The 12447-nt window shown below is 59.6% G+C and carries 15 protein-coding genes; 4 read left to right on the top strand and 11 right to left on the bottom strand.

Annotated features, from left to right (window positions below):
• Positions 1-177: 177 nt before the first annotated feature.
• Entirely contained in the window at positions 178-1821 is a 1644-nt protein-coding gene (locus HPY58_04180) for an FAD-dependent oxidoreductase (GenBank protein NPV28851.1), read from the bottom strand.
• Between the two features lie 763 nt (positions 1822-2584).
• Between HPY58_04180 and HPY58_04175 the strand changes: the two genes are divergently transcribed.
• Both HPY58_04175 and HPY58_04170 read left to right on the top strand, forming a co-directional pair.
• Positions 2585-3547, top strand: coding sequence for a magnesium transporter CorA family protein (locus tag HPY58_04175; GenBank protein NPV28850.1), 963 nt, complete (start codon positions 2585-2587; stop codon positions 3545-3547).
• Positions 3548-3624: 77 nt separating this feature from the next.
• Entirely contained in the window at positions 3625-4044 is a 420-nt protein-coding gene (locus HPY58_04170) for an EamA family transporter (protein NPV28849.1), read from the top strand.
• Between the two features lie 237 nt (positions 4045-4281).
• Here HPY58_04170 and HPY58_04165 read toward each other — a convergent pair whose 3' ends face one another.
• The 10 genes from HPY58_04165 to HPY58_04120 all read right to left on the bottom strand — a co-directional run bounded on the left by HPY58_04165 (position 4282) and on the right by HPY58_04120 (position 10329).
• Complete coding sequence (locus HPY58_04165) at positions 4282-5121, bottom strand: MBL fold metallo-hydrolase (protein ID NPV28848.1); 840 nt, start codon at positions 5119-5121, stop codon at positions 4282-4284.
• Between the two features lie 8 nt (positions 5122-5129).
• Entirely contained in the window at positions 5130-5459 is a 330-nt protein-coding gene (locus HPY58_04160; GenBank protein ID NPV28847.1) for a dinitrogenase iron-molybdenum cofactor, read from the bottom strand.
• Between the two features lie 5 nt (positions 5460-5464).
• Positions 5465-6343, bottom strand: coding sequence for a 4Fe-4S binding protein (locus HPY58_04155; GenBank protein ID NPV28846.1), 879 nt, complete (start codon positions 6341-6343; stop codon positions 5465-5467).
• Positions 6328-7194, bottom strand: coding sequence for a P-loop NTPase (locus HPY58_04150; GenBank protein ID NPV28845.1), 867 nt, complete (start codon positions 7192-7194; stop codon positions 6328-6330). The genes HPY58_04155 and HPY58_04150 overlap by 16 nt, the downstream gene beginning before the upstream one ends.
• Complete coding sequence (locus HPY58_04145; protein ID NPV28844.1) at positions 7191-7568, bottom strand: NifB/NifX family molybdenum-iron cluster-binding protein; 378 nt, start codon at positions 7566-7568, stop codon at positions 7191-7193. The genes HPY58_04150 and HPY58_04145 overlap by 4 nt, the downstream gene beginning before the upstream one ends.
• Positions 7559-8044, bottom strand: coding sequence for an iron-sulfur cluster assembly scaffold protein (locus HPY58_04140; protein NPV28843.1), 486 nt, complete (start codon positions 8042-8044; stop codon positions 7559-7561). The genes HPY58_04145 and HPY58_04140 overlap by 10 nt, the downstream gene beginning before the upstream one ends.
• A gap of 13 nt (positions 8045-8057) precedes the next feature.
• On the bottom strand, positions 8058-8879 hold the full coding sequence (locus HPY58_04135) for an Mrp/NBP35 family ATP-binding protein (protein NPV28842.1): 822 nt from the start codon (positions 8877-8879) through the stop codon (positions 8058-8060).
• A 77-nt stretch (positions 8880-8956) separates the two neighbouring features.
• A complete protein-coding gene (locus HPY58_04130) occupies positions 8957-9274 on the bottom strand; it encodes a DUF5320 domain-containing protein (GenBank protein NPV28841.1) in 318 nt (105 codons plus the stop codon).
• A 47-nt stretch (positions 9275-9321) separates the two neighbouring features.
• Positions 9322-9768, bottom strand: a complete 447-nt coding sequence (locus tag HPY58_04125) for a transcriptional repressor (protein NPV28840.1) — start codon at positions 9766-9768, stop codon at positions 9322-9324.
• Between the two features lie 27 nt (positions 9769-9795).
• Positions 9796-10329, bottom strand: a complete 534-nt coding sequence (locus HPY58_04120) for a DUF134 domain-containing protein (protein NPV28839.1) — start codon at positions 10327-10329, stop codon at positions 9796-9798.
• Positions 10330-10528: 199 nt separating this feature from the next.
• Here HPY58_04120 and HPY58_04115 point away from each other — a divergent pair, with 199 nt between their 5' ends.
• Positions 10529-11533 carry a hypothetical protein gene (locus HPY58_04115; protein ID NPV28838.1) on the top strand — a complete coding sequence of 335 codons (1005 nt, stop codon included), beginning with the start codon at positions 10529-10531 and terminating at the stop codon, positions 11531-11533.
• Positions 11530-12411 carry a patatin-like phospholipase family protein gene (locus tag HPY58_04110; GenBank protein NPV28837.1) on the top strand — a complete coding sequence of 294 codons (882 nt, stop codon included), beginning with the start codon at positions 11530-11532 and terminating at the stop codon, positions 12409-12411. The genes HPY58_04115 and HPY58_04110 overlap by 4 nt, the downstream gene beginning before the upstream one ends.
• The last annotated feature ends 36 nt before the right edge of the window (positions 12412-12447 follow it).

The following is a 12447-nucleotide window of genomic DNA, read 5'->3' as shown; positions in this document are numbered from 1 at the left end:
GGCATCTTGCATCGTTATTATGAAAGCTAACGACTGAGGTTTGCCAGGAGCCGTGTACGTGGCCCGTACGCACGGTTCTGTGAGAGGGACAGCGCTAGACTGATTACCTAGCGCTGCCCTACTCGATGCATGGGGTTTCCGCAGCCTCACGGAGCCGGCCCTGCGCGCGCCGGGGAGTTAAACCTTTTCGGCGGCGGCGTTCAGCCCTGCGAGGCGGCCGAAAGTCCAGGCCCGGCTGTGGCTGAGGCCGGGGGTTGTGGTCGGGTACATGTTCCCGAAGAAGCAGCCGGAAACGTTTCCTGCCGCGTACAGCCCCGGGATAACCTTTCTTTCCCTGTCTAATACCTGGAGCCTGGTGTTGACCTTCAGGCCTCCAAGGGTAACGAGGAAACAGCTCGTGACCTGGCAGGCATAAAAAGGCGCCTTTTCTATCGTCGTCAGCCGGTCGGGGTGCTTGCCGTAGTCGAGGTCTTTCTTCATCCGCGCCAGCTCGGTGTACCTCTTCACGGTAGCCTTGAAGGCTGCGACGGGCACCTTCATCTTCTGGGCCAGTTCTTCAATGGTTTGCGCCGTCAGAACGTTTCCCTTTTTGACCGCCTCATCAAGCTGCTTGGGATTCCACAGGTGCGTTGGCGGGCCCATGTTCTTGCAGCACTGGCTTTTCATCTTCGGCCATTCCTGGTCGTACTTGGCATCCCAGATCGCCCACACCACGCCGGTCGGCTGCTGGAGGATCTGGTTGATTTCGTAGCCCCAGGGCAGGTCCTCGTTCATGAAGCGCTCCCCGTTCACGTTCACGTAGAGCCACGGCTGGCGCGCCAGGTTGAAAAGCGCCTGCCCGCTCCACGGCACCCAGTCGAAAAGCATCACGCAGTGGGGAAGGTCGTCTATTGCCGCGCCGATCCACAAAGCCATTTTGTGGCCGTCGCCGGTGTTCAGCCTGGGCTGGTAGGTGCAGCCCAGACGTGTGGCCAGGGCTCTCCAATCGCAATACTTCTCGACCATCTGGCGGTCGTTTCCGTAGTCTCCGGTGCAGAGCACTACCGCTTTCCTGGTGTTGAACCTTATATAGTCGCCTGCTTGAGTCTGCGCGATGACACCGGTGACCCGGCCCTTGCCCTCCCTGAGCAGCCGCACTGCCGGGGTCTCAAAGCGAAAGTCTACGCCGCGCCTTTCGGCATTGCGCTGCAGCATTTCGGCCAGGGTGGCCTGCCACTTAGGCATGAAGACGTGGATCGTGGGGTAGTTCGGGAAGTACCACGGCTTGGTGGTCGGATCGAGGACGACCTCGATTTTTTCTGCTTCCGCCATGTCAAGCAGCCAGTCCATAACCTTGCTGCAGTTGTCGGCCCACAAAGTGACCAGCTTCTGGTCGCTCCTGTACGCCCCAAACTCCATGATCGTTGCGATGATCTGGTCCCTGTCAATCTTGATTCCTGCCTTTTTCTGCAGCCTGCTCCCGATGGCAGCGTTATGCAGGCCATGGGCCATGTAGGTAGGCCCCTTCTCAAGCAAGACCGTCTTGGCGCCTGCCTCCGCGGCCGAGAGCGCCGCCGTCAGCCCGGCTATTCCGGCTCCGACGACAACCACGTCCGCGGTGATGGTTTCTTTAATGTCCTTCTCCGGAATCGGCGGGGGAGGTACTTCGAAGCTTGCCCTTTCGGGTGCACCTGCCTTCTCCGGCGCCGCAGCCCTTTCGCTGGGAGCCGGTCCGCAGCCGGCCAGGGCGCCTGCCGCAGCTGCCCCCGCAGCCCCTACCGCTATCCCTTTGAGAAAGTCCCGCCGCGTGATTCCCCTATGCTCTTTCTCCTGAGAACTCATGAGCATTCCTCCTTAAAGTAGAACCGAACCGCGGCCTTAAAGAAACGTGTCCTGACTGTCCATGACTCTTCTGAACGCACGCCTCTTCGAGAACCAAAAGATATATTCCTCATCTGGCCGTTCTAGAGGAGTACCACCTCCTCGCCCTTCCGACCGTTCGCGTTTACACCTGATGCATTCAACCCTTTGTTTCGAAACTTCTATCATGTCGGTTTGGGTGATCGTTGGCTTCTCCGAAAGCACAGGCCTCCTGTTCAACAAAATTTGCGCTGTATTCTGGCTCTATGTTTGTTTGCTGTCAACAAAAACTCCTTTGTCTTGCAGAACAAGAAAAAGCCATATTTTTAGTAAAAGGAGACAAAATAAAATAACCGGAAGCCAGGGGAAGCCTCCTGGTGTCTGGCGAAGCGGCGCGATTCTGCTGCTTCCTTCCGCGGGCGGCCTCTTGCTTCCAGAGAGCAGGAGTGGTATAGTAAAATCGACAATTGACAATTGCTCCGTTAGGTGAGGCTCCTGTACGGAAACAGGCCGCTGCCCGGAAACATCGAAAGATGCCAATGGGTGAGCAGGTATTACCGGATTAAGGTTTTACCTAATGCGGCTGGGGGGAACCCTACGCCGTGCAGTGCCAAAGCTCAACGAGAGGAGAGCAAGTGCTGTTCGTCTAATGCCTTCCGCTCGTTGGGAGGCATTATTTTTTGTGTGGAAACAATGAAAAGCGGGGGGAAAGGCCAAAAAATGTAAATTAAGGAGGGAAACCGGAATGCTCGAAATGTTTGCAACTCAAGATGGACGAATCATGCCGATCGATGCCCTGGGCGAAAAGGGCAGCTGGGTTAATCTTGTTGCGCCCACCGAGGAAGAGCTGATGAAAGTCCACAAAAAGACAGGGGTGCCGCTTGACCTGCTGCGTTACCCCCTTGATGAAGAGGAGATCTCCCGCATCGAAGCCGATGAGGGCTGCATCCTGATCATCATTAAAATCCCGGTGGTAAGGGAAACTTACGATACCATCCCATTGGGCATCATTATTCTGGAGGATCTTTTCATAACCGTCTGCCTGGAAAAAAACGAGCTTCTGGATGAATTTGTCTCGGCGAAGCCAAACACCCTGTACACTTTCAAAAAAACCAGGTTTTTGCTGCAAATTTTATTCCGGGCGGCTGCCCTTTACCTGAAGTACCTGCGGCAGATTGAAAAAAAGAGCGACGAAATTGAGCAGAGGCTGCACCAGTCAACCCGAAATGAGGAGCTGATCAGGCTGCTCAACCTGCAGAAAAGCCTTGTTTATTTTACCACATCCCTCAAGTCCAACGAAATCGTCATGGAAAAACTGTTAAAATCGCAGTTAAATAAGGAGCCTCTCGACCCGGAAGGTTACGATACTCGCCTGATTAAAATGTACGAGGAAGACGAAGATCTGCTGGAAGATGTCATTACCGAAAACAAGCAGGCAATTGAAATGGGCGAAATCTACACCAGCATTTTAACAAGCACCATGGATGCCTTTGCCTCGGTAATTTCCAATAACCTGAACATCGTCATGAAGTTTCTGACTTCGGTAACCATTGTTTTGTCGATTCCTACAATTGTCGCAAGTTTCTATGGAATGAACGTCTCTCTTCCCTTCCAGCATTCCCCCCATGCCTTCACGGGGGTCCTTGCTGCCGCCGTCTTGCTCTCGCTCTTGATAGTCATGGTATTGGGGAAAGGAAGGATGTTTTAATGAAGGGGGTTGTGCAGCCGTCTCCAGGAACCTGTGATTTGAGGAAAGCCGGAAAAAACTGCGAAGGAGGCCATGCTGTGAAAGCCTTAATCTTTGCCCTGATAGGTCTCATCTTCTGGGGCATTGCCCCGCTTTTCGGCAAAATCGGGCTCGTCCAGACAGCGCCGGGGCTGGCCCTTTTCATACGCAGCGCCACCATCACCGCCATCCTCCTGGTCTGGCTTGTGGGGAGCGGCCAGGCGGCGGGCCTGGCGGCAGTTCCTCCCAGGGGATGGCTTTTCATCGGGCTGGAAGGGGTCTGCGCCTCCCTCCTGGGCCACCTGGCCTATTACACTGCCCTCAAGGCAGGAGAGGTTTCCGTGGTCAGCCCCATCATGGCATCTTTTCCGGTGGTTACCGTTCTCCTTGCCTTCCTCCTGCTGGGGGAGAAGTATACCCCGGGGAAGCTCCTGGGGACCCTGCTGATCGTGGTGGGCGTTTTCCTGGTCAGGCGCTAGGAGCCCGTGCAAATGGCGCTCTTTGCGCCCGGCCCAAACGAGGCCGAAGGTTTTCAAAAAGACTTGTTGCCCTGCCGCTTGTCGCCGCCAGTCTGCCAAAAGAAAAGCCGGTGTCCATCAAGGCCACGGCGCACTCCGGGAACTTAAAGTCGACTTTATCCAGGTGCGGAGAGGAGGCTGAGCAGGCGCGCGCGTCGGGCGCCTGCCTTAAAAGGCGCGGCGCGCGGCCGAAAAAGCTCAAGGCCTCCAGACCAATCCCACCTCTCCCGGGCAGCACCGGACGCCCCTTTCGGCCAGAGGCAGAGGAAAGGCGCGGCCGGTGCAGTGGCAGGCCAAAACCTCCTTGATCCCGTAAGCCGCGACCACGCCTGCGGCCTCTCTCACAACTTTCGCATTCTCCCTTGCCAGGTGAAATCCTCCTGCCAGACCACGAAGGTTTTTTGCGCAGGCGGCTGAACAGGCGGCCGCGAGGATGTTTTCCAGCCCGGGGTGGCCGCAGCCCGTGACTACGACCGCCCCTCGCTTCCCCTCGAGGACCATGGCGATCTCGTCGAAGAAGCAGTCTGCGGTCAGCCTGCCTTCTTCTTCTACGAGGGCGCCCGGGCAGGCGGGCGGCTTTCGAACTCTGGGAATTTCTCCGCTTAAGATGACCCCTGGCAGGATCTCACAAGGAGCGGTGACGGGCACGAACTCGAAACCGGCTTTCTCGAGCTCCTCCACCTGCCAGGGCGCACCGGTTTTCCGCAGACTCCCGTCTTCCTCTTGGAACTTCTGGAGGAAGGCTCTGGAGTGGCAGTACACCGGCGGCCTTACCCCGATCCGGGAGAGCTCCGCCAGGCCGCCGGTATGGTCGTAGTGCCCGTGGCTCAAGACAACGGCGTCAAGGGCTCTGAGCGCCGCGCCCAGAACGCGGGCGTTGTGGAGCAGGGTGAGGCCCTGCCCGGTGTCGAACAGGACCCTCTTCGTGCCGGAGGGCCCCTCTATCTCTACAAGGACCGCAAGCCCGTGCTCTCCCAAGAGCGCGGGCCTGTTTACGGTGTTGTCACAGAGGACGGTCAGGGAAAACTCTCTGCCCATCGCTCACTCTAGTGGTCGCACAGGTTTGGCCCGGTGGCCAGGCTTCCGTTGAGGTAGGCGGTTACAGCCTCTTCCACAGGCCCCCAGGCTCCCGTCACGACCCTGATGTTTTTTTGCGCGAAAAGCTGCTGGGCACGGAGACCCATGCCCCCGGCAATCACCACGTCCACCCCGTGCTCTGCCAGGAGACGGGGGAGCAGGCCGGGCTCGTGGCCGGGGTTGGGAACATTAAACTTCCTTACCACTTTTCCGTCTTCCACGTCGAAGAGGCAGAACTCCTCGCAGTGCCCGAAGTGGGAGCAGACCGCGTTTCCCTGCGCTGCCACCGCAATCTTCACCTTGTTCAACCTCCTCTGCAAAAAGATTTTGGGGGAAGCAGGCGTGCCTTCACAACTTCCCAGATCTCTTCTATTGCCCGCCCCGCCCTGGTTTCGAGCAGGGCCTCAACTGGCGCGCTGCGCCTTACGGCTTCAACTAGGCCGGGGTCGAAGGGAATTTTTCCGGCGAGCTCCACGTTTTCTCTGGAGCAGAAAGCGGCAATTTCCTCGCTCAGCTCCGGGCACAGGTCGTGCTTGTTGATGCAGGCCAGGGCCTCGACCTGGAAGTGCCGGGCGACACCGAGCACGCGGGCGAGGTCGTGGAGGCCCGAAACGGACGGTTCGGCCACGATCAAAGCGAGGTCGGTGCCCGTGACGGAGGCGATTACGGGACAGCCGATGCCGGGGGCGCCGTCGATGATCACCAGGCTCTCGCTTTGCCCGAGGCCTTCCGCACGCCGGCGCACCTCGGTGACGAGCTTTCCCGAGGCCTCGGCGCCGATGTTGAGGAGGGCGTGGGCGAAGGGGCCGTACCTCGTCCGGGAGATCATGGTGCGCCCTGTTACCACCTCTTCCAGACGCATGGCGCCGGAAGGGCAGACATGGACGCAGACTCCACAGCCCTCGCATCTGAAGGGGTCCAGGGCGAGGCCCCGGATTGCCTGGAAGCGGCAGTGCTCTTCGCACTTCCCGCACCTCGCGCACAGCTCTTCGTTCTTGACGGCCGTCTTTGCCCCCCGGAACTCCCTTTCTTCCAGGACCTTCGGATGCAGCAAAAGGTGCAGGTTTGGGGCGTCCACATCTGCATCGGCGCAGACCGACCTCCAGGAGAGGGCGACGAAGCAAGCGGCTACAGTCGTCTTCCCCGTTCCTCCTTTTCCGCTGGTGATCACGAGCTGGCGCATGGGCAACTCTCCTCGATCTTTTTGTAAAGGTCAAAGAACTTATCCTCCCAGTAGGGGATGGCCCTGGCGAAGAGGATGCCGCGCGCGCCCAGAGCCGCAATCCGGGTGCTGAACGGGATCTTGAGAAGCACCGGGACCTCCCGGGCGCGGCAGAACTCCTCGATGAGGGAGTCGTCCCTCTCCGCCCGGTTGACGACAACCCCGTGGCCGACACCGAGCTCCCGGACGAGCTTCAGGGCAATTTCCAGGTCGTGGCGCCCGAAAGGGGACGGCTCTGTGACGAGAATTGCGAAATCGCTCCCCCGGACGGCCTCGATCACGGGGCAGGAGGCGCCCGGAGGGGAGTCGACGATCACTACCGTTTCTCCGGGCAGGCCGGGCAGCCCGCTCTTCAGCTGTCGGGTCACCGGTATTGGAAACGGCTCCCCTACTTTGAGCTTTCCTTGCCAGAATTCGCACTCGCCTGCCCTGCCTTTTTCGACGACCCCGATCTCCCGGGGGATCTCTCTCACGGCATCCTCGGGGCACACCAGGGCGCACCCCCCGCAGCCGTGGCAGAGTTCCGGAAAAACGAGGACGTTGCCGGGCACCACGGCAAGGGCGTGAAACTGGCAAAATTCTGCACAGGTGCCGCAAGAGCTGCACCTTTCCGGCTTGACCTCGGGCGTGGGGACGGTCACCGCGCGCGCCTCGGTTATTTCCGGACGGAGGTAGAGGCCCGCGTTTGGCTCTTCCACATCGGCGTCTACGAGCAGCACCTTTTTGCCCCTTTTGGCCAGGGAGAAGGCGAGGTTGACCGCTACGGTTGTCTTGCCCGTACCGCCCTTGCCGCTTAAGACGGCCACAATCACCAGAATCCCCTGCCCGGAGGCCCCGGCCTGCCGGGGCCAGGTGCCTTTATTTCGTTCAGCTTCCCCTGGCCGTAGAGTTCCAGCACCTTGCGGACCGGCTCGCCCGGCGCCTGAAACATTCTCACGCCGGAGGCAGCCAGCACTCCGAAGGCGTTGGGGCCGCACTGCCCTGTAATCAAAACCCTGGCGCCCCTGTTCACCACCTCTTGAGCGGCCCTGATCCCCGAACCACCTCCTGCGCCGTAACCAGGGTTGGGCACAGCTTCGCATTGGAGGCTTTCGGGATCGATGAAGAGGAGGTAGGCGCACCTTCCGAAGCGGGGATCGAGATAGGAGTCGAGGTCTTTGCCGGTAGCACTCACAGCTACGAGCATTTTGGGATTCCTCCTTTCGCACAAGGCAGCGGGCGGGCTCCTTTTTGCGCCTGCACGTAGGCCAACCTCCAGCTCTCGCCGCTCAGGTTTCTCGAGGACAGAACCCCTTTTTCTGCCAGTCGGTACAGGTAGTCCTGAATCGCGGCGTAAAGGGCATCGGCTGCGAGGTTAGAGCAGTGGAGCTTTTCGGGAGGGAGCCCTCCCAGGGCCTTTTCCACTTCTTCGTTGGTGATCTGCATCGCTTCCCAAATGGTTTTGCCCTCAGCGAGAACCGCGGTCACACTGCAGCAGGCTATCGCCACAGGGCACCCTTTCACCTGGTAGCGCACCTGGACCAGGCGGTTGTCCTTCACCTTGATGAAGAATTTGAAGACATCCCCGCAATCCTCCCCGATCGTTGCCACGCCGTCGGGGTCAGGGATTTCCCCCCAGTTGCGCGGGTTTTGGAAGTGCTCGAGGACCCTTGTGCTGTACACGCTTCAAACCTCCTCACCCGGAGAGGTTTTCGAGGACCGCGGCGACCCTGGCAAGTTCTCCTCCCTCCAGCATTTCCAGCTTTCCCTCGTCGCCGAACCTCACGTACAGGGGCTCGAGCGGGAGGGTGGCAAGGAGCGGGATCCCGGTTTCCTTGCTGACCCGTTCGCCCTGCGGCCTGCCGAAGGGAAACACCGGTTCCCCGCAGCTCGGGCACTCCATGTAGGCCATGTTCTCGATGAGCCCGAGGATCCTTGCCTCAAGGAGGCGCGCCATCCGGACCGCCTTCTTGACCACCATGACGGCGAGGTCCTGGGGAGAAAAGACCACGATTAAGCCCGTCAGGGGCAGGCTCTGGAGCACGGTGAGGGGGATGTCGCCGGTCCCCGGAGGGAGGTCGACGAAAAGAAAGTCAAGCTCTCCCCAATCCACGTCTTCCCAGAACTGCTTTACCGTCCCCGCCAGGAGGGGGCCCCTCCAGATCACCGCCTGGTCTTCTTCGTCGAAAAAAAGGTTGAGGGACATCACCTTGATTCCCAATTCTGTGACATGCGGGATCATCCCGCGGGGCCCTGTGAGCACCCGTCCCCCTTTCAAACCCAGAAGCCGGGGGATGCTGGGGCCCGTGATGTCACCGTCGAGAATCCCCACGCGGAACCCTTTTTTGGCCATTGTGCCGGCCAGCAGCGCGGTCACCGTGGACTTGCCCACCCCCCCTTTTCCGCTCATGATGGCGATTGTGGCCTTAATTTCGTTGCGCGGGGTAAAAGACGGGCAAGCCTCTTGACATTCCTCGCTTTTTCGCGTACAAGAATCGCAAGCAGGTTCTTTCGTCACCGTTGCCGGACCTCCTGAATAAGTTTATGTTGGGAGAAGCCGGGCCGAAACCCCGGCTTCTCCCGGCGCTGCAAGACTTACTCCTTTTTCTCCAGGTCCTTGAGGCGGGCGTTGATCTGGTCCAGCTGCTGCTGCAAAAAGCCGGCTTGCTGTTTGAGAAACTCCGCCTCATCCTGGGGATACGCTGCTCCCGGACCCGGCGCCCAGCCCGGCCCCGGATAGGCTCCCCAGCCTGCGGCATAGCCCGGATAGGCCCACCAGCGCCTGGGGAGCCACGGGAAGAACCGGCAGAAGGGATAGGGGTTGCCTGCCCACCAGCAGCCGCCGGCCCAGGGCGCGGGGCCGGGTCCGCCCTTCCAGAAGCCTGGACCGAAATAGAACCGACCGCGCGGCATTTCGCCACCTCCTTTCCCGGAAAGTTTGCACTTTGCGGCCGTCTGCCTCACCTGCTGCCCGCGCTTTCCCGGCACTTGGCGCAGCAGCCGTAAAACTGGCACGAGTACTCCGTGATTAAAAAACCGGTCCTTTTCCCTATGTTCTCCGTGAAGCGCCGGGAAAGAGAGCCCGCGACCTCCTCGATGCGGCCGCATCTCTTGCAGATCAGGTGATAGTGCTCCCCTTCACGGGGATCTGCGAATTCGTAGCGGGTTAAGCCTTTTTCGAGCTTGACCTCCCGAATCAGCCCTGCTTTCGCGAAGTGCTTGAGAGTGCGGTAAACAGTCGCAAGCCCGAGTTCCGGGCAAATGCTCTTCGCCTTCTGAAAGAGTTCGTAAGGAGTAAGGTGGGCATTTTTTTCTTTCAAAAAGGCAAGGAGCACAGCTTCCCGCTGGGGTGTTAGCCGGCACCGGGAGGCCTTTATTTCTTTAAGGTAAATTGCGCTGCTTCCCAACAACATCACTCCAGGGATTCTGAAAGTTTAAGATTGCTGGCCGCCGCGGAAGCGCCTCCCTCTTCCTGCACCGCCGCCAGGGCCGCCTGGACCACCTCCGAAACCTCCCGGCATCCCCCCGCCGACCCTGTAGACCGGTCCCTTGCCGCAGCTGGGACAGGCGAGATCCATGCCTCTCTGGCCTGTTCCGAAAGGCACTTCGAACTCATGCCCGCAGGAGATGCACTTGAACCTTCGCGCTTGAGGCACCTCGAAATCACCTCCCTCAATTCGGATCGCCTTTCCCAGCACGAGCGCTTCCGCGATTTTCGTGCGGGCCGCGTAGAGAATGCGCTGGAAGGTAGTGCGGGAGATTCTCATCTGGGCAGCGCAGTCTTCTTGATCGAGGCCCTCCAGATCCTTTAAGCGAATCGCTTCCAGCTCTTCGAGGGTTAAATGCACTTCGTCCAGCTCCCGCAGGGGAACACCTGCAGGTTTGTAAAACGTTTCCCGGGGCAGGAACTGCACCCATCTTCTTCTCCTTCTCCTGGGAATGGCAACCACCTCGTCTGTAATGGGCATATGCCCATTTCTGTTTTAAATATACCACATCCTGAAGCAGATATGCAAGCCCCTGCCTGAACACCAGGAAAAACTTCTACGGCTTCTCCATGGGGAGGCGCGGCAGGAGGAAAGCGGGGGGCTGGAGGAGCAGAGGCACCAAAGAAACTCCTCCCTGAATATACTGAATCGACCTTGAAATTAGGGGAGGGGAAGAAAGATGCGGAGATTATACCGTTCGCTGGATATAGCCAGGCGGCGCTATACGGAGCTCCCAAATGTGATCGGAGTGGGCATCGGTCGCAAGAGGAAAGGCCAGCAGGATACGGACGAGCTGGCCGTTATTTTTTTTGTGGAGAAAAAGGTTCCCGCCGGGGCGCTGGGGGTGGATCAGGTGATCCCGAAGCGGATTGGACGGGTTCCCACCGATGTCATCGAAGTCGGGGAGGTCCGCTTTTTGGGGCGAACGGAAAAGTTCCGGCCCGCCCCTCCGGGTGTAAGCGTCGGTCATTACAAAGTTACGGCCGGAACCTTCGGTGCGGTGGTACGAGACCGGGAAAGCGGGGCGCTTCTGATCTTATCCAACAACCACGTGCTTGCCAATGCCTCCGATGGAGAGGACGGAAGGGCACAGGTGGGCGACCCCGTTTACCAGCCCGGCAGCTATGATGGGGGCACCGAGGACGACATCATCGGGCGCCTGGAGCGCTTTGTTCCCATTTACCGGTACAGCAAGGATGTTGAGTGCAACTTTGCGGCCCTGGGAGTAAGGGCGGCAAATGCGGTGATTCAGGCCTTCCGTCCCCAGTACCGCCTGCGCCTGGAAAGGCGCGGGATGGTGAACTTTGTCGACTGCGCGGTGGCCCGGCCCCTTGATGCCGGCCTGATCACCCCGGAGATCTTGGAAGTGGGCAGGGTGGCCGGAGTTGGGGAGGTGCAGCCGGGCCTGCAGGTGAAAAAAAGCGGGCGCACAACGGGCCTGACTCAGGGGCGGGTGACCGCCGTCCGGGTAACCCTGAACGTGACGATGGGGCACAGTTCCGATGTCGTCCGTTTTCAGGAGCAGATCATGGCAGAACTGAAGTCCGCGCCGGGAGACAGCGGCTCCCTCGTCCTGGACCTGGAAAACCGGGCTGTGGGGCTCCTTTTTGCAGGTTCGAACGACTATTCGGTCTGCAATCCCATTCACCTGGTGCTGGATAAACTGGGTGTGGACATGGCATGAAGGGAAGGAAGCTCCTCGGTCTGGCTCTTGGGGGCGGGGGGCTGCTGGGGATCTCCCACATCGGCGTCCTCGAAGTTTTAGAAGAGAACGGAATCAGGCCCGGAATTGTCACCGGAACCAGCGCGGGGAGCCTGGTGGCCGCCTTCTACGCCGCCGGGATCGGCCCGGCCAGGATGCGCGAAATGGCCTTAAAGCTGCGGAGAGAAGACCTTTTTGCCTGCAATTTTACCCCGGGCACTTTTCTGCTCCTCCTGATCCAAAACCTCTTCGATCTGGTGCGGTTCTTCCAGCTCCTCCCGCGCGGCCTGCTCAGCGGGGCGAAAATTGCCCGCTACGTTCACGGGGCTGCAGGGAGAAGAAATCTCGGCCAGATCCTGCTTCCCCTGGGCCTGGTGGCTGCGGACCTGCTCACGGGAAACCGCGTCGTTTTTACCAACAGGCCTCCGGGGAAGCCTGTTCCCGGGTCGGTTTTCCTGAAAGATGCTCCCCTGGGAGTGGCGGTGCGCGCCAGCACCGCGATCCCGGGTGTTTTCGATCCGGTTCCTTACCGGGGCCTGCTCCTGGCGGATGGGGGGCTGGTTGAGATGGTTCCCGCTCCCCTGGCGCGCCTGCTGGGGGCGGAGGTGGTGGCGGCAGTGAGCCTGGGCTCCCGGGAGCCGGCCCCCGAACCGGAAAGCATCGTGCAGGTGATTTTGTGGGGGATCAACATCATGGCCAGGCAGGGCGCAAAAAGAGACTTGACCCATGCGGATCTCGTCATTAATCCTCCTGCTGCAAGCGCGGGGTTGGGTGATTTTGAACAGATCCCTGCCCTTCTGGAGAGCGGCAGAACGGCCGCGCTCCAGGCCCTTCCTTCTCTTATCGAGCTTTTGAGATAGTAACATTTATCTTTTGCAAGACATATCCTGTTAAAG

The organism is Bacillota bacterium (genome assembly GCA_013177945.1).
Taxonomy (GTDB): Bacteria; Bacillota; DSM-12270; order Thermacetogeniales; family Thermacetogeniaceae; genus Ch130.
This window is presented reverse-complemented; position numbering and strand designations above follow the sequence as displayed.

Excerpts from the sequence above, each read along its gene's own strand:
- HPY58_04180 (NPV28851.1), bottom strand. The coding sequence starts at position 1,821 with ATGAGTTCTCAGGAGAAAGAGCATAGGGGAATCACGCGGCGGGACTTT.
- HPY58_04175 (NPV28850.1), top strand. The coding sequence starts at position 2,585 with ATGCTCGAAATGTTTGCAACTCAAGATGGACGAATCATGCCGATCGAT.
- HPY58_04165 (NPV28848.1), bottom strand. The coding sequence starts at position 5,121 with ATGGGCAGAGAGTTTTCCCTGACCGTCCTCTGTGACAACACCGTAAAC.
- HPY58_04155 (NPV28846.1), bottom strand. The coding sequence starts at position 6,343 with ATGCGCCAGCTCGTGATCACCAGCGGAAAAGGAGGAACGGGGAAGACG.
- HPY58_04145 (NPV28844.1), bottom strand. The coding sequence starts at position 7,568 with ATGCTCGTAGCTGTGAGTGCTACCGGCAAAGACCTCGACTCCTATCTC.
- HPY58_04130 (NPV28841.1), bottom strand. The coding sequence starts at position 9,274 with ATGCCGCGCGGTCGGTTCTATTTCGGTCCAGGCTTCTGGAAGGGCGGA.
- HPY58_04120 (NPV28839.1), bottom strand. The coding sequence starts at position 10,329 with ATGCCCATTACAGACGAGGTGGTTGCCATTCCCAGGAGAAGGAGAAGA.
- HPY58_04115 (NPV28838.1), top strand. The coding sequence starts at position 10,529 with ATGCGGAGATTATACCGTTCGCTGGATATAGCCAGGCGGCGCTATACG.
- HPY58_04110 (NPV28837.1), top strand. The coding sequence starts at position 11,530 with ATGAAGGGAAGGAAGCTCCTCGGTCTGGCTCTTGGGGGCGGGGGGCTG.